We start from the raw sequence: 25,839 nt of genomic DNA on the forward strand, positions 1-25,839 counted from the left end.
AAATGCGATATTTTCCTCTGTTCTTAGATTTAATTAATAAACCCGTTCTCGTCGTGGGTGGCGGTGAGGTGGCAAGCCGAAAGGTGGAAGCGTTGCTAAAGGCTGGGGCGGATGTGACTATCGTTTCTCCGACGTTGGTTGATTTTCTGTCTAAGCTTGCTTCTGAGCATCAACTGCGCTGGGTACAACGTTTCTATTCGAGTGACATTGTCACTAAAAACTTTGTTCAAGTGTGGGCGACGACAGACAATCCTGAGCTAAATCACCAAGTGTACAAAGATGCCAAAGAGCTAGGCATCTTGGTTAACGTTGTGGATGATAAGCCTTATTGTGATTTCATCACGCCGTCTATGATTAATCGTGGCCGCATCCAAATCGCAATCTCTAGTGGTGGAGCTTCGCCAGTTTTAATTCGAAACATCCGTGAAAAACTTGAATCGATACTGCCACAAAACATGGGGTTGATGGCGGACTTTGCTAACTCAAAGCGAAACTCAATTAAAGAGGCGCTGCCTAGTGTCGATTTACGCCGCAAGTTTTGGGAGCAATTCTTCTCGAACCCCGAGGTGGAAAACGCGCGAGATAATCGTGAGTTAGAAGCAATTTACCAAGCGACCATGGCAACACCTTTAGATGAAAAGGGAAGTTGTACTTGGGTTCATGTTGGGAAAGATGTTGAGATGTTGCCAATAAAAGCCGTACGCTATATGCAACAAGCGGAGCTGGCTCTGTACTCAACTCGATGTGAAGCGAATGTGTTAGAACTAATACGAAGAGATGCAGAAAGAGAAGCTTTCTCGAGCGCTGCTGAGCTTTCGGATATGCTGGCCAAGGCTAAAGCTGAAAAGCTTCGAATTTGCGTGTTCATACCACAAGGAACGAGCGAATTCGTATTGCTGCAAGGACAGGACTTAGTTATCTAGCAATGCCAAATGCTAAAGTGGATACGTAGTTCGTTACACTAAAGCCAATAAAAAACGCCAGCGGATTATGCGCTGGCGTTTTTATTTACTTCTCAGATTGATTAATCACGGAAGTTGTTAAACTGGAATGGGATACCCATCTCTGCTTCACGAATCGCTGCCATTGTCGCTTGCAGGTCGTCGCGTTTCTTACCGGTAACACGTACTTTGTCGCCTTGAATAGAAGCTTGTACTTTTAACTTTGCGTCTTTGATAAGTTTCACTACTTTTTTCGCCGTTGGAGTATCAATACCTTGGCGGAAAAGCAGAGTTTGGTGCCAGTTTTTACCAGTAACGTCTGGGTCTTGTGCATCCATTGCGTTCGCGTCAATGTTACGCTTCGCTAAGTGGCCGCGTAAAATGTCGCGCATTTGCTTAAGTTGGAAGTCACCTTCCGCAGACATTTTTACGTTTTCTTCTACTAGCTCAAAGCTCGCATTTACGTTGCGGAAATCGAAACGAGTAGACAATTCACGGTTAGCATTATCAACGGCGTTACGTAGTTCAACCGTATCGATTTCAGAAACAATATCAAACGATGGCATGAAGATTCCTTGATTATTTTGTTATAGGGACTTTCGGGACTTAACAGCGCTTGCCAGCATATCTAGCATTGTAGCAGTGTCTTCCCAACCTAGGCATGGATCTGTAATAGACTGACCATACGTTAGGTTATTGATGTCAGTCATTGGCTGATTGCCTTCAAGAATAAAGCTTTCTGCCATGATACCCGCAATACGAGTGCTGCCTGACTTAATTTGGTTACAAATGTCTTGAGCTACGTCGATTTGTTTTCTGTGTTGCTTCTGACAGTTTGCATGGCTGAAATCCACAACCAAACGTTGTGGCAATCCAAACTCAGCTAAAGCATCACATGCTTGTTTGACTGATGCTTCATCAAAGTTAGGGCCTTTTTCTCCACCGCGCAGAATAATATGACCGTAAGGGTTGCCACTTGTGCGGTAAACCGTCATTCGACCGTTCTTATCTGGCGAGTAGAAGTAATGCGATGCTTTCGATGCGCGAATTGCATCAATTGCAATTTTTACGTTGCCATTTGTGCCATTTTTGAAACCAACTGGGCAAGATAGTGCCGACGCCATTTCACGGTGAATTTGTGATTCCGTTGTGCGAGCACCAATCGCGCCCCAAGTGATCAAATCCGCGATGTATTGGCCAGTGATCATATCAAGAAACTCAGTAGCAGTCGCAAGACCAAGCTTGTTGATATCCAGTAGTAGTTTACGAGCTTTATGAAGACCAGCTTCAAGTGCGTAAGAACCATCTAGGTTAGGGTCCGTAATCAAACCTTTCCAACCAACTACTGTACGAGGCTTTTCAAAGTAAGTACGCATCACGATAAATAGCTCGTCTTTGTACTTGTCTTGGATTTCACTCAGACGAGTGGCGTAATCAATGGCAGCTTCAGTGTCGTGAACAGAACACGGACCTACAATCGCAAGAAGGCGATTGTCTTCACCCGATAAAATGTTTTCAATCTGACGACGAGATTGAGCGATACGGTCTGCAACGTCATCCGTAATAGGATGTACACTACCTAGCTCTGCTGGGGTAGGCATTGGACCCAAAGGTTGGGTTCTCAATTCATCTGTTTTTATAGGCATGTTATAGCTTTATTCTCTATTGCGAAGGGGTAAAGATAACGGAATTACAGGCAGGAATAAACCGTTTCACGGGAATCTTCGCCAGGAAATACCGAATTGTATACAAAGGTGTAGGTATTCATTTAAATGACTTATGTATAAATGACAAAACTTGATCATTAAATCAATATATATACATTTGAATTTATAACCATTTTCTCTATCTCGCTGTAAGGTAATCTAAGTAACTGCGATAAACTTCATACCTTACGGGTGACGCCGTCACTTCCTGAAGGTTAAATAACTCGTGAGATCGAGCTTTTGTTAACATTTCTTTGACATCTATTTCTTTCGTTGATTAACTGGTCTGACTAGATTGGTAAGGAGACCAAAATGTTATCAGCTCTACGTCGTGCGAATTTGTATCTAAATCTGTTTGGCTTTTCAAAAGTGCCGCTGATTTGGCTTTGCCACCCTAAAATCATTGCGATAGATAGCAAGCATGTTGAGGTTCGTATCCCATTGCGCAGAAGGACGAAGAACCACCTGAATAGCATGTATTTCGGCGCTTTAGCCGTTGGCGCTGATGTTGCTGGTGGTTTTCTTGCTATGAGTAAAGCGCAAGAAAAGGGAGAAGCGATCTCGCTGGCATTTAAAGGGGTGAAAGCCGAGTTTTTAAAGCGCCCGGAAGCCGATGTGCACTTTGTTTGTAACGATGGTCATGTCATTGATGAGATGCTCGAGCACACCTTGGCAACGGGTGAACGAGTAAATCGTGACGTAAAAATTGTCGCGCTGTGTCCTAACTTACATGGTGACGAGCCAATGGCTGAATTCTCGCTTACTCTTTCGATAAAAAAAGCAGCCCAACAAAGAAAAGAGGCTGCCTAGTGGTTTGTGGCTCGTTTGTTTAAAGGCGTTGGCTTAATTGAGTTCAATCTTCTCGATAGAGACGATTTTGGAGCGATTTAAGACCACTTTCCAGCGGTAATAAACAGGCTCATCGGTGTGGTTGTCCTCTTTGACAATCACATTGAGCAAATGACGTTTCTCTACTGACTCTTTGGTTACTTGACCTTCATTTAAACGGTAAACTCGGTTTGAGCTTTTATCCATCAAGCGGATGATAGGGCGTAAACTGATGTTCAATGTTTCTCTCGTTTGTTCGTAACCACTCAAGAAAAGAGAGGTCGCCATTTCGGTTTTCTCGTGATAATGAAGAATCTGCTCTTCACGTTGAACGACGCGTTTTTTACGTATTCTTTGAATCTTATCCGGCAAGCTACTTAAGGTACGATAATCGAGCCACTCCAATTTTTTGCCAACCACTTTTTTCGTCGTTGGATCAACATACTTCTTACGCCATTTTGGCTTGCCTTTACGGATCCATCGCCACATAGCATCGCGTAAATCATCTTTAAAGATTTCTCGTAAAGCGTAAATAAAAGACATCGCGATAATGAATGAGGCAGAAATTTCCCCCAGATAATCGCGAGCGAGAATCACGGTAGAGGTCACGACAACCATAACTAAACCGGTTGCAATGCCTTTGATTGCACGCTTGATGTTGTTACCCATCGATATGGTTTCTTCACGAAGCACGATAGGGTGTTCAATCAATCGCCTTAGCAAGCGCATTTTGTTAGATAAGCGAGTAACGTCTTCAACGACTCTTGATGAGTTGTATTTGTTGAGTTTACGATGGGCTTGCTCTTTCTCACATAGCGTGATCAGGCGCTTCTTGATCGTGCCATAGTCGCCTTCACGTGGTAGGTGGGCCACCAGTGACAGGAACTTTTGCTCGGTATACCAAGACAGATAGTTATCGATGTTAACGTAGTAGCGTTTTAAGTTCTCTTCGTAAGGAATAGAACGCCGCAAGCGCTTTAAGATCTCAAGCGTGAGCTCGATAACTTCGTCCACTTCATCTTCCGTTACGGAGTTGTTCTCATGTTTGTTTAAACTTGCTACAGCTTTGTCTAGCGCGATAACGTATTGGTAAGCGAACAAACTCAAACTTACTCGGTATTGCTGATTCGACAGGCGTCCACGTTTGGCAAGTCGACTGTGTACTAGCGGAAGAAGGATTTCAGTACTGTAATAAGATCGTTGCTGTGTTATTGAGGTGTAATAAAATTCGGATTCACTGATGATATCGGCGTTTAAACCAAGCTCACCAGGTATAAAAAAGTAAATATCTAGGTCGACACTTTTGCTCTTTGCGAGTGCATGACTGATTTTTAATGTTATTGAGTCTTGTTTATCGACGGTGACCAAAGAAAGCTCCTGACTTTGCTAAAGCATTCTTAACTTATGCGTTCCGTTGAGCAGATAAGTATAAGAGTGCTAAAAGAGTGACTGGGGCATATAGCTGAACGACAACAGCATAACAGAGCACTATGCTTTTCTCTCTGATTTTCTTGTTAGTTTAGGTATAATTCCACGTAAATTTAAAAAGAGACAAAATCAATGATTAAAATTGGTCAAATTAACAGCTTAGAAGTCATTAAAAAGGCTGATTTTGGCGTATTTCTGGATGGCGATGATTACGGTTCTGTTCTACTACCTAGTAAGTATGTACCAGAGGGTACTGAAATTGGTGAGCATGTAGACGTATTTCTGTACTTCGATTCAGAAAGCCAACTTGCTGCGACCATTGAAAGACCAATTGCCCAAGTGGGTGAATGGGGTTTAATGAAGATTGAGGGTGTGAATGCGACAGGTGCTTTTGTAAATTGGGGCATCAAAGAAAAGGACTTACTGATTCCTTTTAGTGAGCAACGCACTCGCTTCTCTGCCGGACAAACCATTTTAGTGTATGTTTATACCGACAAAGCGTCAGGTCGCATTGTTGGTACGACTAAGTTCAATAAATGGTTAGATAAAACTCCAGCGAATTATGAAGTTAACGAGCAAGTTGATTTGATCATCGCAGAGCGTAGTCAACTTGGTTATAAAGCTATCGTTAACGGTAAGCATTGGGGCATGATTTTCCCATCGGATGTTTTTGGTAAGCTTTACATCGGTAAAAAGCTGAAAGGCTTTATTAAGCACATTCGTGAAGATGGCAAAATCGACCTTGCTCTACAAAAAGTTGGTGTGGCGAAAATGGACGATCTTTCTAGTAAGATCCTTGACCTGCTAGAGAAGAAAGGCGGATTTTTGCCTTTGAATGACAAGTCGTCTCCTGAAGCGATTTTTGATGCTTTCCGCACAAGTAAAGGGACTTATAAAAAGACCATCGGTGGCTTATACAAGCAGGGTAAAATTGTCATTGAGAAAGACGGTATTCGTCTAGCGTAGTCCTAACTCACGTATAGCGGATCTGCAGCCAAAAAAACGGCCCAAACTTTTCCTTTTTTTGGGCCTAGGGGAAACGGCTCCGCAGAGCCTGCGCTAAACTTGTCCAACAATAATTTTGTTGGTGAACATAGAGAGAAATGCCACATCAAAGCATTACTTTGATACAACTAGTTTAGTACAGCGTATCCGGATCGCTAGCGAGCCCAGTTGCTTTCATACTTACGAATTAAAAAGCCATCGCAAATACGATGGCTTTTCATTTATTTATGATTCGCTACTTCTTTAAAATAAGTTCTTATCTCGTACTAATTCGCGAGGAAGACCATTCTTTATTCGGTTGCTTACCCACTTGCCAAGGCCAATAACTGCGCCTTGATAGGTGACAGGTACTTCGCCTTTACCTGTTTTCATTCCCTCAGGAATGGTTTGTGGGCGAACATCACGCCCCATGTACCATTCGCGCGCTTCTTCAATACTGAGTTCAATGGCGTTGCTTTCAGAACCTGTCGCCAGGGCAGTCGCGACTTGGTGTTGCCAACGGTAGCCATTTTTATGGGCTTCCGCGATCTTTATACCCATACGGGAGAAGCGTAATTCGCCGATCATCGGTTCTAAAGCATTAGGGAATAACCAGACATCTTTATCGCGAAGCCATACAGAACTGTCATTTGGAAGTTTAATACCTAACGCGCTTTGGAGTTGTTGAGCAATTTCTGTCGATTCTTTTTTTGAAGTTTTAGCAAAGGGGAATTTCCCCATGCGCTTTTTGACTTCTGGCGCCTCAACAGCAGCCAGTTTGCGAATTCTTGCAACAAAGAACCCTTCACAGTCGTAGACCTGCGGGAAAATATGCAAAAAGCCTTCTTCAGTTAGAGTTGCCTCTGCGTTCTCAAACAAGTTCTCAAGGCTTTCAAACTCTACAGCATCCCCAAAGGTTTCTTTCAAGTGATGACAAACTTGTTGGTTTTCTTCTGTACTGAGCGTACATGTTGAGTAAACCATCACACCACCGGGCTTTAATGCATGGAAGGCGCTTTCAATAAGATCTTTCTGCGTGTCAGCGATGTCGAGTACGGAAGCTTGCGTCCAGTTTTTCATCGCATCTTCGTCTTTGCGAACGGTGCCTTCTCCAGAGCAAGGCGCGTCGAGCAAAACCGCATCAAATTGTTCTGGTAGCCAACCGCCAAAAACGCGTCCATCGAAGTTACTTAGTGCGGCGTTACGTACCCCACAACGTTCCACATTAGCGTGCAGTACTTTTACACGACTTGCGGCGTATTCATTGGCCACAAGTACACCTTCGTTGTTCATTAAAGCTGCAATTTGAGTGGTTTTTGAGCCTGGAGCGGCTGCGGTATCTAACACGGCATCGTAAGATTCATCATTCATAAACAGAGCAGATACCGGCATCATCGAACTGGCTTCTTGAATGTAGAATAAGCCAGACATGTGTTCTGCTGTGTTGCCTAATGGTACAACTGACTCATCCGCTTCAATCCAAAAACCTGTGTCACACCAAGGCACAGGAGAAAGCTTCCAGCCTTTTGTTTCTGCTCGTTCTAGAAACGCTTCAACACTGATCTTCAACGTATTAACTCGAATACTTTTGCGCAGTGGCTTTTGGCACGAAGCGATAAAGTCTTCCATGTTGAGGTGAGCAGGAAGGATGGTTTGGATTTTTTCCAGAAACGCGTCTGGGATGTAAACATTAGGATGCAATGTGGGATCTCGTTTGCAGAATTTGTGGCAAATAATATACGAAAGCGAAGCAGAAACGAATAGTGACAAGGGCCGAGCATTAAAAAAGAGCAGCGATTGCTGCTCTTTTAAAGTGATCAAACTTCAATTGTACGTGAATTGAGCTTTATTCTACGGCTTAGGAATCGCTGTACGCCATTGAGTCCAACCTTCTTCAGCTTGTGGATACAAAAAGAAAGATTGCCCACTCTTTGCCGCTGGTGGAATAGTCGATTGCTCTGGCGTTGAAAACGCAATTCCTCCGCGAACTAAACTATCAAAGGTTCCCGCTTTGATGTTAGCGCCGGTAAGCCCGATGGAAACATCTACTCCTGAAACATTCCAGAACACACTGTTTTGACGAACGAGGTAAGCGTATTCAGGCTGTATTTTGATAGTCGTGACGATGCGATCAGCAAATTCTCCTAGGCTTACGTCGGTCACTTGGCCAACTTCCATCTGGCGGTAAAGAATAGGGGTACCGACTTGTACTGAGCCTCTTTGTTCACTTTGTAACGTAAACATGATTCCATGCACACGTTCTGAACTATTTTCTAATTGAAAATCAAATTTAGCTTTACCTTTACCTGGTTCAACACTGATGGATTTCGACACCAACGCCCCGAGGTTTTTAACGCCACCTAAACCAATTTCTGGTTCAGTTAGCCAAAAATGTGAGCCTTCAACCGCAATGTTTTCTACGTATTCAGGTAGGATCCTTGCAGTGACTTCAACCATGTTACGACGAAAATTCGGTACAACCAGAGTGATTTCACCAACTTTAACACCTTGATATTCAATCGGCATTCCTTTAGCAATCTCTTGCGAACCGTCGGTTTCTAAAGCAATGACGCGCCCAAACTTGCGAGCGGTTTTTTGATCAGAATACAGCTTCCAGTTTTCTCCGATTTTGTTTTCAACGCCTGGCACGGAGTCAAAAGCGATGCCACCTTCTATTAACGATTTCAAAGGGTGTGCTTTCACACTGACGCCAGCTAATGATGCATCTATCTCAATCCCTGAACGATTCCAAAAAACGGTTTGTGGCGTTACAAGATAAGCGAAGCGGTTTTCGATAGTAGCCTTAATTAGTACTCCGCCATCAACTAGTTGGAAATCGGAGACGTTACCAACTGGAAGATTACGATAGAGTAGAGGGCTGCCTTTGGAAATCGGCGGCAATTCAGAAGCAAATAGTGTTAGAGCCCTAGAGCCACTTTGATTGTACTGCGCCAATTCAGCCAATGATTCATTTTGGAACAGTTGATACTCTTTTGGAATATCCTGCTTGCCTTCGCTCACAAAACTAATTGACCCGGTTAACAACTGCTTTGCTGGAGGAACGGTAACGCTGAGCCCCGATTCAGTTAACTCTGCTGACGCACTGCCGGTTACATAAAAACGATTGTTTGATTTGATCAGATGTTTGTATTCATGGTCAATCAATACATCCATAAATACTTCGTGTTGTGATTTTTTATCTTCCTTGACTAGGCCCACTTTGATGATTGAACCAACAACGATGCCTTTATAAAGTACATTGGCACCGCTATCTAGGCCAAACGAATTGTCGGATACCAAACGAATCGCGATGGACTTTTCTTGCTGTTGGTTAAACACGTTTTTACGAATGGCAGTAAAGCGGCGAGAGCGTTCACCCGCGCCCGGCACGATCGTTAAGAAGTTTCCTCGCACTAAATTAGCAATGTTTTCAACACCTGAAAGGGACACTTTTGCTTCTTCTAAGACAAATCGAGTACCTGTCGTCAGCATGTCACTAAAAGCGGGTTGAATTGCCGCTGACGCCAATATCACTTCTCGGCCTTCGGAAAGGCTCAAGTCCGTAACTTGGCCAATTTCGATTCCGCGATACATAATTGGAGCGCCTTCTCCGCTGATCTTGCTGTCATCAGGTAGGACGATTTTAACCGCGATGCCTCGACCAGCAGTTTTCAAATCTTTATACAAACGGAACTCGGTGTTCTCTTCTACAGGCTCACCATCATCCGGAGAGTCGACGGCGATGGCGCCACCTAGTAAGGCACTCATGCTTTCTAGTCTTACATCGACACCTTCAAAACCGATGCTGGCACCAATTCCACTGACGTTCCAGAATCGACTGCGGTTGTTAATGATATGTCGGTATTGATCCTGAATGTTGGCTTGAATAGTGATAGATTTTGCATCTTCATCTAGCTGGTAACTGTACACTTCACCGATTGGGATTTTCTTATAAACAATTTGAGAGCCAACCGATACACCACCTAAATCACGGCTTTTGAGCTTAATATTCAAACCTTGAGAAACGCGTAAATCTGTTGGGGCAGAGTCTAACGCATGGAATGTTGTCTCAAACTCTTGACCATCTCCGGGTTGAATCGAGATGTAGTTACCTGAGACGAGCGCATCCAGTCCGGAAACTCCCGTTAGGCTAGCTGTTGGTTTTACTAACCAAAAGCGTGTTTTATCGTTCAGTAACTTTGCAGCTTCAGGATAGATATCAGCATCGACATAAATACTGCCGAGATCTTCGGTGAGGTTAATGTCTCTTACCATGCCGACTTCTAATCCTTGGTAACGGATAGTGGTTCGGCCGGCGACCAGACCAGCGGCATCAGAAAAATAGATTTGCACTCGTTGTCCTGCATCGTGTATCGACTTCACAACAAGCCAGCCAGCTAAGACCATGGTCAAAATTGGCAACAGCCAAAGAGGAGATATGCCTTTACTCCGCTTTACATCTGGTACGTATGACGTTTGAGAACTGTTCTGATCACTCATTCATTGACTCTTTTTCTGATTGTTTTGGGCTTGTTTGGTCCCAGATTAGCCTTGGATCAATACTTTCTGCTGCAAGCATGGTCAATACAACGACAACACCAAATGCTACCGCGCCATATCCTGGTGTGAAATCCAGTATCTGACCACGATCGACTAACGTCATCATGATAGAAATAACAAACAAATCCATCACAGACCATTTACCGATCCATTTAACAACAAAGTAAACCATCATTCGTTGTCTCTTAAACACCGAACGTTTGAATTGGATGCAAAGCATGATGTAGGCGAGCCCAAGTATTTTAATCACCGGGACAACGATACTGGCAACAAAAATGATCGCAGCGATTCCATACATGCCGCTTTTTACCAAACCAGCCACGCCTGAAAAAATAGTGTCCTCCAAACGCTTACCATTGGTAAGCAAGATGGAAATAGGGATCAGGTTAGCGGGGAAGATGGCGACCGTTGCTGCGATGAGGTAAGCCCATGTTTTCTGAATGGAGTTTGGCTTGCGATGATATAACTCGTGATGACAACGCTGGCAATGGTCACCTTCAGGCTGGGACAAGTGGCATTCATGGCAATGCACATCTTTATGCTCAAAAGCATATAAACTTTCTGGCTTCCAAGCTTCCCAATAACGACGCACGCTGATTCTTGAAACTAACAAAACGGTAAATATCTGCAAAAGAACCAGACCAATTAACCCTGGGCCGACGAAAATGTCGGAATAATCTTGGAGTTTAAAACAGGAAATGGCGATGCTAACTAAGAACACATCCAACATAACCCAATGCTTCAAATGTTGAATTAGCCACAGTGAGATACGAAGCCCACGGAACCATCGTTGATGTAAAGAAATATGCGCCGTTACCACTGAAACACAAACCGTCAGTGGCGCTAGAGAGCTACAAAATAGAATGAGCAATGAAAGAAGAACAAATCCTTCTTCCATCAATGTGATCATCCCTGAAGGCAGGGTTGCCGGAATCATCACACCAAAGAGTCGGATGCTAATAAAGTTAAAAAAGTGCGATGGAATAAATAGTAGGATACAGGTTATCGCGACGGCTAGATTACCAGAGAGGCTAGGGCTACCTCCGCGATATAATTGTGTACCACAACGAGGGCAGTGTGCATTTTTGCCATGGGGTAAGTCGACGATGTCGACAGGCAATTCACAACCTTGGCACAAACGTACGTTATTGGGTTGCATGGCGTGCTTAGACAGAGAGGTCATAACGACCTCTCTAGCTTGAACGATTTAAGCGTGGGACTGTATGCCCCCATATAAGGTTTGATATAAGCCTTCTTGCTCAACTAACTCACCATGAGTACCTGTTTGCGTCACTTTCCCATCTTCAAGCACGTAGATCAAATCGGCTTGTTTCACAGCGGATAGTCGGTGCGCAACGATTAATGTTGTTCTACCACGTAAGAACTCGGTCAGTGCTTTGTGTAAAGCCGCTTCAGTAGCGGTATCTAGCGCAGACGTGGCTTCGTCTAAAATAACAAATTGAGGATTACTCAGCACCATTCTAGCAATGGCAAGCCGTTGTCGTTGACCTCCTGACAAACGAATGCCATTACGACCAACTTGAGTATCCAAGCCGTGGTTAAGTTGAGAAATTACATCATGCAGCTGAGCCACTTCAAGCGCACGCCAAAGTGACATTTCGTCAAAATTCCCACCAAGCGTTAGATTATGCCTCAAGGTATCGTTAAATAGTATAGGTTGCTGTAATACCACGGCAATTTTGTCGCGAATTACTTCAAAACCAATATCTTCTGTTAATTCATCATTAAAGCGAATGCTACCGGAGTTTTGACGGTAAACCCCAATAAGTAATTGTATCAAGGTTGACTTACCACCACCGCTTGCACCAACCAACGCCACTTTCTTTCCTGCCGGCATATGTAAAGAAAGATTATCTAGGACTTTGTTTTCATTATTGTAAGAGAAATTAATGTTTTCTACTTTAACATCAACTTCTCTACCTTCTTTGAAAGGATTTACCTTAGGAACCGGTCTCTGCTCTTCTTCTAACTCTAATAAGTCGTTGATGCGTTTTAATGCGGCTTTAGCGCTGTACCAAGAAAACTGAATCCCAAGCAACTCTTGAACAGGAGAAAGCATGAACCATAGGTAACCAAAAACGGCAAATATTTGGCCAATAGTAAGGTCACTGAACATGACCATTAACATTGCGACAGCTCTGAATAATTCAAAGCCGATCAAAAAGAGAAGAAAAGAAACGCGACCAGCCGCTTCAGATTGCCAAGCATACTTGTCTGCATCAACGCGAACTTGGTTCGCACTGTCTTTGAGTTGCTGGAGAAATTCTCGCTCTTTATTGGCCGCGCGTAGTTGGTAGATTCCATCTAATGTTTCAACTAAACGGTTTTGGAAAATTTCAAAAGAATGATTTTCCTTCCGTTTCAGATGTTTAACCATACTGCCTAGTTTACGTGAGAAGTAAATGACAATAGGGTTAACTAACAGGATAAACAGACCAAGTCGCCAATCGAGCCAAAGTAGAACGATAGCAGTACCAATAACAGTCAGAAAACTGATAACGAATTTTGCTAACGTAGAACCAATAAATTTATCAATGGTCTCAATGTCAGTGATAAGGTGTGCGTTGATTCCTCCGCTACCTTTGGTTTCGTATTGTCGGATGCTGATACGGCCGAGTTTGTCGATCATTTTACTGCGCATCTCAAACGTGATGGTTTTTGAAACAAGCGTAAATTGTCGGCTTTGAAGGATATTTAATCCTTGGCTCGCAGCTCGCATAAGAACAACCAAGAACAGGGTGAAGAAAATATAGCCTGTCGGAGTGTGCCACGCTTCAGGGAGAATGGCATTCATGGCATCTAAACCTTTTGCAGGTTGGTCCAATAAGACCTCATCAACCATCAAAGGCATGAGGAGGGGAATTGGAACACTAATCAAGGTTGCAAGCACCGCTATCAAGTTCGCTATGATCAGCTTGGACTTGTGCTTTTTTACTTGTGTTATCAACCAAGAACGGCTAATAGTGTCATTTTTCAGAAGCATTGTAATTGAGAATAAGTCCTATTATAAAGTAGGGCTGCATTTTAGCGCCATACATTGAGAATGGAAGCTTTTATAGTAAGTAGGAAGTTAATATGAACTTAGAACAATACCAAAGACTAACCAAACAAGCTGTTGCTCTAATTGAGTCTGAACCAGACTTTATTGCGAACCTAGCAAACTTGAGCTCATTGCTTTTCATGGAACTTGACGATCTTAACTGGGCAGGCTTTTACCTAACAAAAGGTGAAGAGCTTATTCTTGGTCCGTTCCAAGGAAAACCAGCTTGTGTTCGTATCCCAATGGGTCGAGGCGTCTGCGGTACTGCTGCACAAACTAATACTATACAAAGAGTATACGACGTTCACGAATTTGAGGGGCATATTGCGTGCGATGCAGCGAGCAATTCAGAAATTGTGATTCCATTTTCTATTAATGGAAAGGTGGTTGGTGTACTTGATATTGATAGTCCAAGTATTGGCCGATTTAATGAAACAGACGAAGAAGGTCTCACTCATTTCATGGTTGAAGTAGAAAAGCTGCTTAATTCACACGCGAACGACGCATAAATTAGCCTTCGAGTGTGGTTTTTCCTTGGCATGTCACTATAATACGAGAATATTTTTTCTTAATGCTCGCGGAAATCCGCTCAAATCAGGACCCCTCATGACTGAAAAGTTAAAAAACAGCAAAGAAGTTATTGCATATATTGCTGAATGTTTCCCTAAGTGCTTTACTTTAGAAGGTGAAGCAAAACCTCTGAAAATTGGTATTTTTCAAGATCTTGCGGAACGTCTAAATGAAGACGAAAAAGTAAGCAAAACACAGCTTCGTGCAGCGTTAAGACAGTACACTTCATCATGGCGTTACCTACACGGTGTAAAACCAGGTGCAGTACGTGTAGACCTAGATGGCAACCCTTGTGGTGAGCTAGAAGAAGAGCACGTTGAACACGCGAAAGCGACACTTGCAGAAAGCAAGGCGAAAGTTCAGGCTCGTCGTAAAGAACAAGCACAAAAAGCTCGTGAAGAGGGTAAGGCGAAAGCGAAACCTGCGGCTAAAAAGCCTCAACAGCCTCGTCGTACTAATAAACCAAAAGTACAAAAACCAACTAAGCCTGTAGAAACGCGCGCTCTAAATGCTGATGAAATCACAGTAGGTAACGCAGTTAACGTGAACATGGGCAAAGGAAACATGGCAGCGACCATTGTTGAAATCAATAAGGATGATGTACGTGTTCAACTTGCTAACGGCCTACAAATGGTTGTGAAAGCGGAGCACTTGCGCGCATAAAGGAGATACTCCTACGCATGAATTGCCGTTCAAAAGTGACCCTGATTGCTGCTAGCTTATGGCTAGCAGCATCAGCTCAGGCTCTTGAAGCCAAACTACATAAAGATGACCTGCCGGTTCTTTCTCCTGAAGTTCAGCATGAAACAGCTAGCAAGCGAGTCACCTCGCGATTTACCCGCTCTCATTATAAGCACTTCAGCCTCAATGATGATTTCTCTAAAGCGATCTTTGAACGCTATGTAGAGTTGCTTGATTACAATAGAAATATTTTCACTCAAGCAGACATCGATTCATTTAAAAATTGGTCAGTCGAGCTTGATGATCAGCTTAAATCGGGCAACAACCAAATTGCTTTTGATGTTTACAACCTCTCAATGCAGAAGCGTTTCGATCGTTTTGCTTATGCGTTAACTCTACTCGATGAAGAGATCAAGTTTGATACCGATGACGAGATAGAGTTAGACCGCTCTGAAGCCGCATGGCCAAAAGACGAAGCAGAGCTCAACGAGTTGTGGCGCAAGCGTGTGAAATATGACGCGTTAAATCTGAAACTGACTGGCAAAGAGTGGCCAGAGATTAAAGAAGTTTTAGAGAAGCGTTATAACAACGCGATGAAGCGCATCACACAGACCAACAATGAAGACGCATTTCAGTTGTATATGAACGCCTTCGCGCGACAGGTTGACCCTCATACAAGCTACCTTTCTCCACGTAATGCCGAGCAATTCCAATCGGAAATGAACCTTTCTCTAGAAGGCATCGGTGCCGTTTTGCAAATGACAGACGATTACACAGTAATTCGTTCACTTGTTGTTGGCGGTCCGGCATCAAAGAGTAAGCAACTTGGTGAAGGGGACCGAATCACTGGTGTTGGACAAGACGGTGAAGAAATTGTCGACGTGATCGGTTGGCGTCTGGATGATGTTGTTCAGTTAATCAAAGGCCCTAAAGGCACAAAGGTTAATCTACAGATCTTGCCAGAAGGTAACGATGCGAAGAGTTACATTGTCACAATTGTTCGTGACAAAGTTCGCTTAGAAGATCGTGCGGTTAAGTCAGAAATCATCGAAAAAGACGGTAAGAAGATTGGTATTTTAGAAGTACCAAGTTTCTACGTCGGCTTATCGAAAGACACCGATAAATTACTAGCTGAGTTGAAAACCAAAAACGTTGACGGCGTAATCGTTGATCTACGTAACAATGGTGGTGGTGCGCTAACAGAAGCGACGGCATTGACAGGTTTATTCATTAAAGAAGGTCCTGTAGTTCAAGTTCGTGACAGCTATGGCCGCATCAAGGTGAATGCCGATACCGATGGAAAAGTGAGTTATGATGGCCCATTGACGGTATTGATTAACCGCTACAGTGCTTCAGCATCTGAAATTTTTGCAGCGGCAATGCAAGATTATAATCGTGCAATCATCTTAGGTGAAAACTCTTTCGGTAAAGGTACAGTTCAGCAACATCGTTCACTGAATCATATTTACGATCTTTTCGATAAAGAGCTAGGTTATGTTCAGTACACGATTCAGAAGTTTTATCGTATTGACGGTGGAAGTACGCAAAATCGTGGTGTTGCACCAGATATTTCGTACCCAACGCCAATTGAGGCTTCTGAAACAGGTGAAAGTGTTGAAGACAATGCTTTACCTTGGGATCAGATTGATAAAGCACAATATCAAACGTTTCCAAGTAACGACGCCTTAGTTGAAAAACTTACTGCTCTTCATAACAAGCGTATTTCTGATGAAATGGAGTTCCGCTTTATCAATGAAGACATCGAGAAATATCGTAAAGAAAAAGACGATAATACTTTGTCTTTGAACGAAAAAGTTCGTAAAGCTGAATCGGATAAAGCGGAAGCACTTCGTTTACAACGCATCAATGAGCGTCAAGCTGCTTTAGGTAAGGAAGCATTCAAAACATTGGATGATATACCTAAAGATTATGAAGCGCCTGATGTTTATTTAGATGAGTCTGTCGCGATTATGGTTGATCTACTCAAGCAGAAAAATCAGTCATAATAACTGGCAATTCAAAGTAAAAAGAGTGAGTCTTTCAGGCTCACTCTTTTTTTATGTCTTTTCATCTTTGTTTGTATTGAGTATCAAGTAAGATATTCGCTTATTTTTTCCCAATAATTTACGTGATCTACATCTAAAATTTCGCGAAAGTGAAGACTACTGGCTAAGCTAAAAGAAAACGATAAGGATGCCGATATGAAGTGGTTCTTTATTTTACTTAGCTTTTGCTGCTTTAGTGTGGTTGGTGGAGAAAACACCAGAGAAGATGAATTAAGTCACTTTGACACGCCGTTTCTCATCGGAGACTGGTATTTAATGAACCCAAACCCCGAAGAGTCGGCTGAAAACTTTCGCGCGATCAAACTCTCATTAGGTTCGGACTACAGCTTTTCTATTGATATTCAAAAGAAAGACTATTCCGTTGACCATTGGGAAGGGCTGTATAACGCAAATGAAGACACCATCGTTCTTGGTTTAAACACCGACGAGCCTCAAATTTATGCCTATCGCAACAACCATAATACGCTTGATCTTAATGGTGTAACATTCACTAAGGGATTATCCAATTCACTTGCAGGTATTTGGTCTAGCTCTCACGTATCTGGCGACGGTCTTGTGGCAAACAACATTAATCAGATGGATTTGATACTTCAACCTGATTTCGTGTTCATGTTTAGGGTTTCGAACGAAGAAGGGGATGAGTCCATCAAACAAGGTGTGTTTTACACAGAAGATGAGTTTCTGGTTCTGTTGTATGAAAATGGCGAGCATGGAACCACGTATAAGCTCAACAAGAATGAGCTAACGATCGAAGATTCCAATGGTGATATGTACGCCGTACTCAATAGAGTTACGCCATGATGCCTTTAACATGCGCCAAATTACGCGTGCGTACGGTAAGTCATTAATGTTGTTTAAATGTTAATCAAAAAACGGAGCTAGAGCACTAAAAGCTCCGTTTTTTGATGGAAAGACTTGTATTCTGATACCACAACCCCTACAAATAGCTTATATAGTGATACCAGAACTGCATTTTTGATCATGCAGTCTGGTATTTTTGTTGTTCGACATACAAGGATTTATGCTCATGTCTCAAGCTCCCCTGGCCAAATATCGTAAAGATTATAAAGAGCCATCTCATGCGATTACTGATATCGATCTTACTTTTGATCTATATGACAATGACACAATCGTTACGGCGGTATCAAAAGTTGCTCAAAAAGGCGATACAACAACGCTAGAACTCGATGGCGAAGGGCTTGAGCTACGCGCTGTAAAAGTAAATGGTGAGGATTGGGCTCATCACAAGGTGAAGGAGTCATCGCTGGTACTGACCGATCTTCCATCCGAGTTTGAACTTGAAATCGTCACCAAAATTGATCCTGAAGCGAATACAGCACTCGAAGGTTTGTACAAATCAGGCGGCGCATTTTGTACTCAGTGTGAGGCTGAGGGCTTCCGCCGTATCACGTACTATCTAGACCGTCCGGATGTTCTAGCAAAATACACAACAAAAGTGATCGCAGATAAAGCGGCTTACCCATATTTGCTGAGCAATGGTAACCGAATTGCAGAAGGTGATGCAGAGAACGGTCGTCATTGGGTTCAATGGCAGGATCCGCATCCAAAACCAGCTTACTTGTTCGCCCTTGTTGCAGGCGACTTTGATGTATTGCGTGACAAATATACAACGATGTCAGGTCGCAGTGTTGATTTAGAAATCTTTGTTGATAAAGGTAACTTAGATCGTGCAGGTCATGCGATGACATCTTTGATCAACTCGATGAAGTGGGATGAGGAACGCTTTGGCCTGGAATACGATCTGGATATTTATATGATCGTTGCTGTTGATTTCTTCAACATGGGTGCAATGGAAAACAAAGGCTTGAACATTTTTAACTCAAAATATGTTCTGGCGAACGATCAAACTGCGACAGATCGTGACTATTTAGGTATCGAAGCTGTGATCGGTCATGAGTACTTCCACAACTGGACTGGCAACCGTGTCACTTGTCGTGACTGGTTCCAACTAAGTCTAAAAGAAGGCTTAACCGTATTCCGTGACCAAGAATTCTCTTCTGACTTAGGTTCTCGTGCTGATAACCGTATTGATAACGTACGTATTATTCGTGGTCCTCAATTTGCGGAAGATGCAAGCCCAATGTCTCACCCGATTCGTCCTGACAAAGTCATTGAGATGAATAACTTCTACACGCTAACGGTGTATGAAAAGGGCAGCGAAGTTATTCGCATGTACCATACACTCCTTGGCGAAGAGGGCTTCCAAAAAGGAATGAAACTTTATTTTGAACGTCACGATGGTACCGCCGCGACGTGTGAAGACTTTGTTTCTGCAATGGAAGATGCCACCGGTGTTGATTTAAAACAGTTCCGTTTGTGGTACAGCCAATCGGGTACACCAACGCTACGCGTAAATAGCGAATACAACGCTGATGCAAAAACTTACGCACTAACGGTAGAGCAATTTACGGAGCCGACGCAAGACCAAGCAGAAAAACAAGCGCTGCATATTCCGTTCGATATCGAGTTGTATGATTCGAAAGGTCGAGTTATCCCACTGGTGATTAACGGTGAATCTGTTCATAACGTGCTGGATATTAAACAAGATAAGCAAACGTTCGTATTTGAAAATGTCGAAGAACAGCCAGTGCCATCTTTGTTGCGTGAATTCTCGGCACCAGTCAAATTAGAATACGATTACAGCGATGACGAGTTAGTCTTCTTGATGAAGCACGCAACGAACGATTTTGCTCGATGGGACGCTAGCCAAATGCTATTGGCTAAATACATTCGTCAGAATGTGAAAAACGTTCAAGCGGGACAAGAAGTATCGCTTTCTGAAGGTGTGATAGATGCTTTCCGCGGTGTGCTGTTGGATGAAACGCTTGAGCCAGCTTTCATTGCTCAAGTTTTCTCTATGCCTTCAATCAATGAGATTACTGGTTGGTACCAGCAAATTGATATCGATGCCGTAGACAAAGTGCTAAACAGCATTACAGTGTCACTTTCTAAAGAGTTAGAAGATGAGCTAAGTGCAACTTATCACACGCTTAAGCAAACAGAGTATACGATCGACCATGCTGCTATTGGTAAGCGTGCTTTACGTAACCGTTGCCTTCAGTACCTAGCACATACGGAAAAAGGTAATGATTTAGTCAACGCGCAGTACGCATCTGCAAATAACATGACAGATACGATTGCTGCGATGAGTGCTGCAAATAACGCTCAGCTCGAGTGTCGTGAAGCACTTATGGCTGATTATAGCGATAAATGGAAGCACGATGGTTTGGTTATGGATAAGTGGTTTGCACTTCAAGGTAGCAATCCTGCAGAGGATGCTCTTGAAAAAGTAAAAGCAACCATGAACCACGAAGCATTTAGTTTGAAAAATCCGAACCGTACGCGCAGCTTAATTGGCTCGTTCTTAAGTGCGAACCCTGTACGTTTCCATGATAAATCCGGTGTAGGTTACCAGTTTGCCGGTGAAATTCTTCGCCAACTAAATGATTCGAACCCACAAGTAGCTTCTCGAATGATTGATCCTTTGCTTAAGTTCCGTAAATACGATGAAGCTCGCCAAGCAATGATTCGTGCAGAACTTGAAAAGCTCAAAGCAATGGATAATCTTGCTAAAGATCTATTCGAAAAAGTGACTAAAGCACTAGACGAATAGTAAACAACACAATAGGGTGGTCATTTAGACCACCTTATTTGTTTATGTCACTTAGTTTTCACTTCATGAACTATTACTACTTCAATCTCAACATTTCATATCAAACGTTTTTATCTCATTATTCTGGTGCGGCAAGTGTTGTTCAAGTTGTCACACACAACGGTTTGCGTTTGCAGTTACCCGCCGCGAGATTTAGACCATTTCTTAGTCAATTGGGCGTTAGAGGCCAGTTTAGACTAACAACTGACCAAAATAATAAGTTTCTTAAGTTAGAAACTCTGTGATGTATTGTATTTGCAGAGAGTTAAATAGGAATCTTAGTCACAGAATCGGACATTTCACCTCTTACCACTACGATTAGTTGTTAAACATTTGTAATTATGCTTTTACAATGGGCACATGCATTACCTATGCTTAGTTTCTAAGGTAACAACCTAGCTACTAAGTCCCCCTACAAAACAACAATTCTAATGTGGAGTGTGAATATGACCGCGCGTGAAAATGTAGTGCCGGTTCTGCTTGAAAAGGTTTACCAACTGATTCAAGACAAACTCGAGCTTTCTCACCAAACGCTTGTAACTAAACTTGCTCAACACTTATTCAGTAACATTGCTGATGATGATCTAATTCAGCGAAACGAATCCGACCTTTATGGTGCTGTCGTTAGCCTTTGGCACCATATCAATGAAAAAAAACCAGAAGAGATTTCGGTTCGAGTATTTAACCCGACCGTAAGTCGTCAAGGCTGGCAATCCACACACACAATCGTAGAAATTGTTGTTCCAGATAGTCCATTCTTAGTGGACTCAGTCAAAATGGCTTTAGCACGTTTGGATCTTGTTTGTCACCTAATGTTGAATAACCCAACACAGATTCAGCGTGATAAAAAAGGCCAAGTTACAGACGTAAACGGTGAGGGTGGTGTTCTTCAATCACTTTTCCACATAGAGGTAGACCGCCTTACTAGTAAAGACGAGATGCAAGCGCTTAAAGAAGAGCTGTTAAGAATTCTATCTGATACTCGCTTAGTCGTTGATGACTGGAAGCAGATGGTTGATAAGCTTAAGTTTGTTACTGATGAACTTGAGAAAAATAAAGATCGTGTTTCTATCCAAACTGATCGTATGGATGAAACGATCGCATTTCTTCGTTGGCTAGAAGATCATAACTTTACCTTTATGGGTTATAAAGATTATGACTTAAAAGAGGTCAATGGTGATACCGAACTTGTTCCTGCTAAAGAAAAAGGACTAGGTCTGTTTGCTGATGACAAGCGCGTGCGTAGCGTCAAGCTCTCTGAATTATCAGATTCAGCGCGATTAGAAGCGAAAAAACCATACGCTCTGATCATCACCAAAGGTAACAAAGCATCTCGTATCCACCGTCCAGCTTATACTGATTACATCGGTATTAAGAAGTTTGATGAAAACGGTAAAGTAATAGGTGAGCATCGCTTTACTGGTTTATATACCTCCGCCGTTTACAACCAAGCGGTACAAAGTATTCCTTTGATCCGTGAAAAAGTTGACCGTATCCTTGAAGCAAGTGGATACCGTCACGGATCATACTCATACAAAGCATTGCACAATATCTTAGAAAACTACCCACGCGACGAGTTGCTTCAAGCTAATGAAGAAGAGCTGCTTGAGGTGGGAATGGGTGTTGTACAAATGCAAGATCGTGACTTGCTGCGTTTGTTTGTTCGTAAAGACCCATTTGGTCGTTTCTTCAGTTGCATGGTTTATGTCACTAAAGATCGTTACAACACAGAATTGCGTCGTCAAACTCAACGCATTCTTAAGCAGTACTTTGGTTGCGAGCAAGAGGTTGAATTTACAACGTACTTCTCAGAAAGCCCACTAGCGAGAACACATTACATTGTTCGTGTAGACAATAACAACATTGACGTAGACGTGAAAAAGATCGAGCAAAATCTAATGGAAGTTTCTACCTCTTGGGATGACAGACTAAAAGAATCCATCATTGCTAACTTTGGTGAAAGTAAAGGCCTTCCTCTTTCAAAAGAATATATGAGTGCGTTCCCTCGCTCATACAAAGAGGACATGATGCCAGGTTCTGCGGTTGCAGATATCGAGCGCTTAGAAGCATTAAGTGATGATAATAAACTTGGCATGTTGTTCTACCGACCTCAAGAAGAGGGTGCAGATTCCAAAGCTGTCCGCTTAAAGTTATACCATCGCGATGAACCAATTCACCTTTCTGACGTAATGCCGATGTTGGAAAACCTTGGTTTGCGTGTGATTGGCGAATCGCCATATGAGATCGAGAAAAACAACGGGCAGACTTTCTGGATCCTTGACTTCTCTATGCTGCATAAGAGCGAGAAAACCGTTGACCTTCGTGAAGCTCGTGATCGTTTCCAACAAGCATTTGCTGCCATTTGGGCGGGTAATCTTGAAAGTGATGGTTTCAACCGATTGTTATTAGGTGCGTCGTTATCTGGCCGTGAGATTTCCATTCTTCGTGCTTACGCACGATACATGCGCCAAGTAGGCTTCCCATTCAGTCAGCAGTACATCGAAGACACGCTAAGCCACTACCCAGACTTAGCGACAGGTCTAGTCAAGCTGTTCACCAAGCGATTTGATCCGAAACACAAAGGCAGCGAGAAAGGCCAAAACGATCTAATTAAAAAGCTAACAGAGCAGTTGGATCGTGTAGAGAGCTTGGATGATGATCGTATTATTCGTCGTTATATTGAAATGATCATGGCGACGCTTCGTACCAACTACTACCAAGTAGACGAGAATAAGCAGCCTAAGCCTTGGTTATCTTTGAAAATGAAGCCAAGCGATATTCCTGAGATTCCGCAGCCTGTACCTGCATTCGAGATCTTTGTTTACGCACCAGATATTGAAGGTGTTCACCTTCGTGGTGGAAAAGTGGCTCGTGGTGGTTTGCGTTGGTCAGATCGTCAAGAAGACTTCCGTACGGAGATTCTTGGCTTAGTAAAAGCGCAACAGGTTAAGAACACTGTAATTGTACCAGTGGGTGCAAAAGGCGGCTTCGTTTGTAAACGCCAGCCATCTCTCACCACTCGTGATGAAATTTTTGCGGAAGGTCAGCGTTGTTACAAACGCTTTATCCGTGCACTGCTAGATGTGTCAGATAACATCATTGAAGGAGAGGTGGTACCACCACAAAACGTTGTTCGTCACGATGAAGATGACCCATATCTAGTAGTGGCTGCCGATAAAGGCACAGCAACCTTCTCAGATTTGGCAAACTCTGTTTCTGCAGAATACAACTTCTGGCTAGGTGACGCATTCGCTTCAGGTGGTTCAAACGGTTACGATCACAAAGCAATGGGAATCACCGCAAAAGGTGGTTGGGAATCTGTTAAACGTCACTTCCGTGAAATGGGCATCAACTGTCAGACCACTGATTTTACTGCAATCGGTGTAGGTGATATGGCAGGTGACGTGTTCGGTAACGGTATGCTGTTATCGAAGCATATTCGATTGCAAGCTGCGTTTAACCACATGCACATCTTTATTGATCCAAATCCAGATTCAGCCAGCAGCTGGGAAGAGCGTAACCGCTTGTTTAATTTGCCAAGATCAAGCTGGGAAGATTACAACAAAGACTTGATCTCTCAAGGTGGTGGCATCTTCTCTCGTCGATCAAAATCGATCCAGTTGACGCCAGAAATTCAGAAAATGTTAGGTACTAAGAAAGCATCTTTAGCGCCTAACGATCTGATAAAGATGATCTTGAAAATGAAAGTCGACCTGCTTTGGAATGGTGGTATCGGCACTTACGTTAAATCATCGACAGAAACTCATACAGATGTTGGCGACCGTGCTAACGACATGCTGCGCATTGACGGCCGTGACTTAAGAGCCAAAGTGGTTGGCGAAGGTGGTAACTTGGGTATGACTCAGCTTGGTCGTATCGAATACGCACTAACTGGCGGTCGAGTGAACACGGACTTCGTTGATAACGTAGGTGGCGTTGACTGTTCGGATAATGAAGTCAACATCAAGATCTTCCTCAATGGGCTGGTTTCAAATGGCGATCTTACGGTTAAGCAACGTAACCAAATTCTAGAGTCTATGGAAGACGAAGTAGGTGAAATTGTCTTGGATGATGCTTACCGTCAGTCGGAGTCGATCTCTGTTACTGAACAGCAAGGTGTTGGCATTGTTAAGGAGCAAATTCGATTCATCCACACTATGGAGAAAGCAGGGTACTTGGATCGTGCTCTCGAATACATTCCTGATGATGAAACGCTAATCGAGCGTGAAAAACAGGGACTAGGTCTGACTCGCCCTGAGCTATCAGTGTTAGTTGCCTACGGTAAAATGGTACTTAAACAGCAACTTGTTACGGATGAAATCGCAAATGATGAATTCCATGCAAAACAACTTGTTGAATATTTCCCAAGTGCGTTACGACGTAACTATAAAGATCAAATGGTTAATCACCCACTGCGAGCTGAAATTATAGCTACAGCATTGGCTAACCAGATGGTTAATGAAATGGGCTGTAACTTCGTTACTCGTTTGCAAGAAGAAACTGGTGCAAGTGTTGTCGATATTGCCAATGCTTACAGTGCGGCTAGAGAAATCTTTGATTTAGAAGCAATCCTCAAGCAAACTCGCAAACTTGATAACGTTGCGACAGCGCAAGCTCAATACGAAATTATGTTTTACGTGCGCCGAGCACTGCGTCGAATTGCACGCTGGTTGCTTCGTAACCGTAGCGGCAAATGCACGGTCGGTGAGTTGATTGCTATCTACAAGCAAGATGTCAATGTTATCACTGAAACCCTAGACACTATGTTAGTTGAGTCTGAAGTTGAAGAACACAATGACTTGGCTCAAGGTTGGATAGAGAAAGGGGTTGAAGAGAAACTCGCTCACCAAGTTGCCCGCTTATCAAGCTTACAATCTGCACTGGATATTTCATCAGTGGCAAGTGAAACAGGTAAAACGGTTGAGCAAGCATCGAAACTCTACTTTAACTTGGGTGACCGTTTATCGTTGCATTGGTTCTTGAAGCAAATTAATAGCCAAGCCGTTGATAACAACTGGCAAGCACTTGCAAGAGCGGCATTCCGTGAAGATCTGGACTGGCAACAACGTCAACTTACCGCTCAGGTACTGACTTGTGGCTGCTCAACCGAAGAGCTTGATGTGATGGCTGCGTTAGAAGATTGGATTGAAACTAACGAGCAATCGTTGCACCGCTGGGAGAGTATCTTAAACGAGTTCAAAGTTGGCTCAGTACACGAATTTGCTAAGTTCTCTGTAGCACTTCGAGAGCTAGTACTTTTAAACCTCAACTGCTCATCGAAAGAGTAGTGGAATAATCAAGTCATAAGTAAAAGCCTCGTTATTTAACGGGGCTTTTTATT

17 protein-coding genes are annotated in these 25,839 nt (G+C 43.0%); 10 read left to right on the top strand and 7 right to left on the bottom strand.

Features of this window, described 5'->3' with window-relative positions:
- Window positions 1-2 precede the first annotated feature (2 nt).
- Window positions 3-923, top strand: coding sequence for a precorrin-2 dehydrogenase/sirohydrochlorin ferrochelatase family protein (locus tag J4N43_RS07495; RefSeq protein ID WP_005377406.1), 921 nt, complete (start codon window positions 3-5; stop codon window positions 921-923).
- Between the two features lie 101 nt (window positions 924-1,024).
- On the opposite strand, the gene J4N43_RS07500 is transcribed toward J4N43_RS07495, so the two are convergent.
- Together J4N43_RS07500 and J4N43_RS07505 are read right to left on the bottom strand one after the other, a co-directional pair.
- Window positions 1,025-1,507, bottom strand: coding sequence for a YajQ family cyclic di-GMP-binding protein (locus J4N43_RS07500; RefSeq protein ID WP_005377415.1), 483 nt, complete (start codon window positions 1,505-1,507; stop codon window positions 1,025-1,027).
- 21 nt (window positions 1,508-1,528) lie between these two features.
- Window positions 1,529-2,587, bottom strand: coding sequence for a 3-deoxy-7-phosphoheptulonate synthase (locus tag J4N43_RS07505; protein ID WP_005377417.1), 1,059 nt, complete (start codon window positions 2,585-2,587; stop codon window positions 1,529-1,531).
- Window positions 2,588-2,959: 372 nt separating this feature from the next.
- Here J4N43_RS07505 and J4N43_RS07510 point away from each other — a divergent pair, with 372 nt between their 5' ends.
- On the top strand, window positions 2,960-3,457 hold the full coding sequence (locus tag J4N43_RS07510) for a DUF4442 domain-containing protein (protein ID WP_005377418.1): 498 nt from the start codon (window positions 2,960-2,962) through the stop codon (window positions 3,455-3,457).
- Window positions 3,458-3,490: 33 nt separating this feature from the next.
- On the opposite strand, the gene J4N43_RS07515 is transcribed toward J4N43_RS07510, so the two are convergent.
- The gene (locus J4N43_RS07515) at window positions 3,491-4,843 is read right to left on the bottom strand and encodes a hypothetical protein (RefSeq protein WP_005377421.1); all 1,353 of its coding nucleotides are present in this window, start codon (window positions 4,841-4,843) and stop codon (window positions 3,491-3,493) included.
- Between the two features lie 192 nt (window positions 4,844-5,035).
- On the opposite strand from J4N43_RS07515, the gene J4N43_RS07520 reads away from it, so the two are divergent.
- Complete coding sequence (locus tag J4N43_RS07520) at window positions 5,036-5,869, top strand: CvfB family protein (protein ID WP_017633794.1); 834 nt, start codon at window positions 5,036-5,038, stop codon at window positions 5,867-5,869.
- 282 nt (window positions 5,870-6,151) lie between these two features.
- On the opposite strand, the gene rsmF is transcribed toward J4N43_RS07520, so the two are convergent.
- The 4 genes from rsmF to J4N43_RS07540 form a co-directional block, all read right to left on the bottom strand.
- Complete coding sequence (gene rsmF / locus J4N43_RS07525) at window positions 6,152-7,588, bottom strand: 16S rRNA (cytosine(1407)-C(5))-methyltransferase RsmF (protein ID WP_053350775.1); 1,437 nt, start codon at window positions 7,586-7,588, stop codon at window positions 6,152-6,154.
- Window positions 7,589-7,738: 150 nt separating this feature from the next.
- The gene (locus tag J4N43_RS07530) at window positions 7,739-10,387 is read right to left on the bottom strand and encodes an MlaD family protein (RefSeq protein ID WP_053350776.1); all 2,649 of its coding nucleotides are present in this window, start codon (window positions 10,385-10,387) and stop codon (window positions 7,739-7,741) included.
- Window positions 10,380-11,630 carry a paraquat-inducible protein A gene (locus J4N43_RS07535; protein WP_005377429.1) on the bottom strand — a complete coding sequence of 417 codons (1,251 nt, stop codon included), beginning with the start codon at window positions 11,628-11,630 and terminating at the stop codon, window positions 10,380-10,382. The genes J4N43_RS07530 and J4N43_RS07535 overlap by 8 nt, the downstream gene beginning before the upstream one ends.
- Window positions 11,631-11,654: 24 nt before the next feature.
- Window positions 11,655-13,451, bottom strand: coding sequence for an ABC transporter ATP-binding protein (locus tag J4N43_RS07540; protein ID WP_005377431.1), 1,797 nt, complete (start codon window positions 13,449-13,451; stop codon window positions 11,655-11,657).
- Between the two features lie 92 nt (window positions 13,452-13,543).
- On the opposite strand from J4N43_RS07540, the gene msrC reads away from it, so the two are divergent.
- The 7 genes from msrC (at window position 13,544) to J4N43_RS07575 (ending at window position 25,786) form a co-directional block, all read left to right on the top strand.
- A complete protein-coding gene (gene msrC, locus J4N43_RS07545; protein ID WP_017634278.1) occupies window positions 13,544-14,017 on the top strand; it encodes a free L-methionine (R)-S-oxide reductase MsrC in 474 nt (157 codons plus the stop codon).
- A gap of 97 nt (window positions 14,018-14,114) precedes the next feature.
- Window positions 14,115-14,741 carry an RNA chaperone ProQ gene (proQ, locus tag J4N43_RS07550; protein ID WP_005377435.1) on the top strand — a complete coding sequence of 209 codons (627 nt, stop codon included), beginning with the start codon at window positions 14,115-14,117 and terminating at the stop codon, window positions 14,739-14,741.
- 17 nt (window positions 14,742-14,758) lie between these two features.
- The gene (gene prc / locus J4N43_RS07555; protein WP_062730581.1) at window positions 14,759-16,765 is read left to right on the top strand and encodes a carboxy terminal-processing peptidase; all 2,007 of its coding nucleotides are present in this window, start codon (window positions 14,759-14,761) and stop codon (window positions 16,763-16,765) included.
- A 195-nt stretch (window positions 16,766-16,960) separates the two neighbouring features.
- The gene (locus J4N43_RS07560; protein ID WP_062730582.1) at window positions 16,961-17,626 is read left to right on the top strand and encodes a hypothetical protein; all 666 of its coding nucleotides are present in this window, start codon (window positions 16,961-16,963) and stop codon (window positions 17,624-17,626) included.
- A gap of 226 nt (window positions 17,627-17,852) precedes the next feature.
- Entirely contained in the window at window positions 17,853-20,459 is a 2,607-nt protein-coding gene (gene pepN / locus J4N43_RS07565; RefSeq protein ID WP_062730583.1) for an aminopeptidase N, read from the top strand.
- Between the two features lie 65 nt (window positions 20,460-20,524).
- The gene (locus J4N43_RS07570; protein ID WP_005377440.1) at window positions 20,525-20,743 is read left to right on the top strand and encodes a DUF2835 domain-containing protein; all 219 of its coding nucleotides are present in this window, start codon (window positions 20,525-20,527) and stop codon (window positions 20,741-20,743) included.
- 201 nt (window positions 20,744-20,944) lie between these two features.
- Complete coding sequence (locus tag J4N43_RS07575; RefSeq protein WP_062730584.1) at window positions 20,945-25,786, top strand: NAD-glutamate dehydrogenase; 4,842 nt, start codon at window positions 20,945-20,947, stop codon at window positions 25,784-25,786.
- The last annotated feature ends 53 nt before the right edge of the window (window positions 25,787-25,839 follow it).

Origin of the sequence: Vibrio sp. SCSIO 43009 (assembly GCF_023716525.1) — a bacterium.
GTDB classification, from domain to species: Bacteria; Pseudomonadota; Gammaproteobacteria; order Enterobacterales; family Vibrionaceae; genus Vibrio; species Vibrio alginolyticus.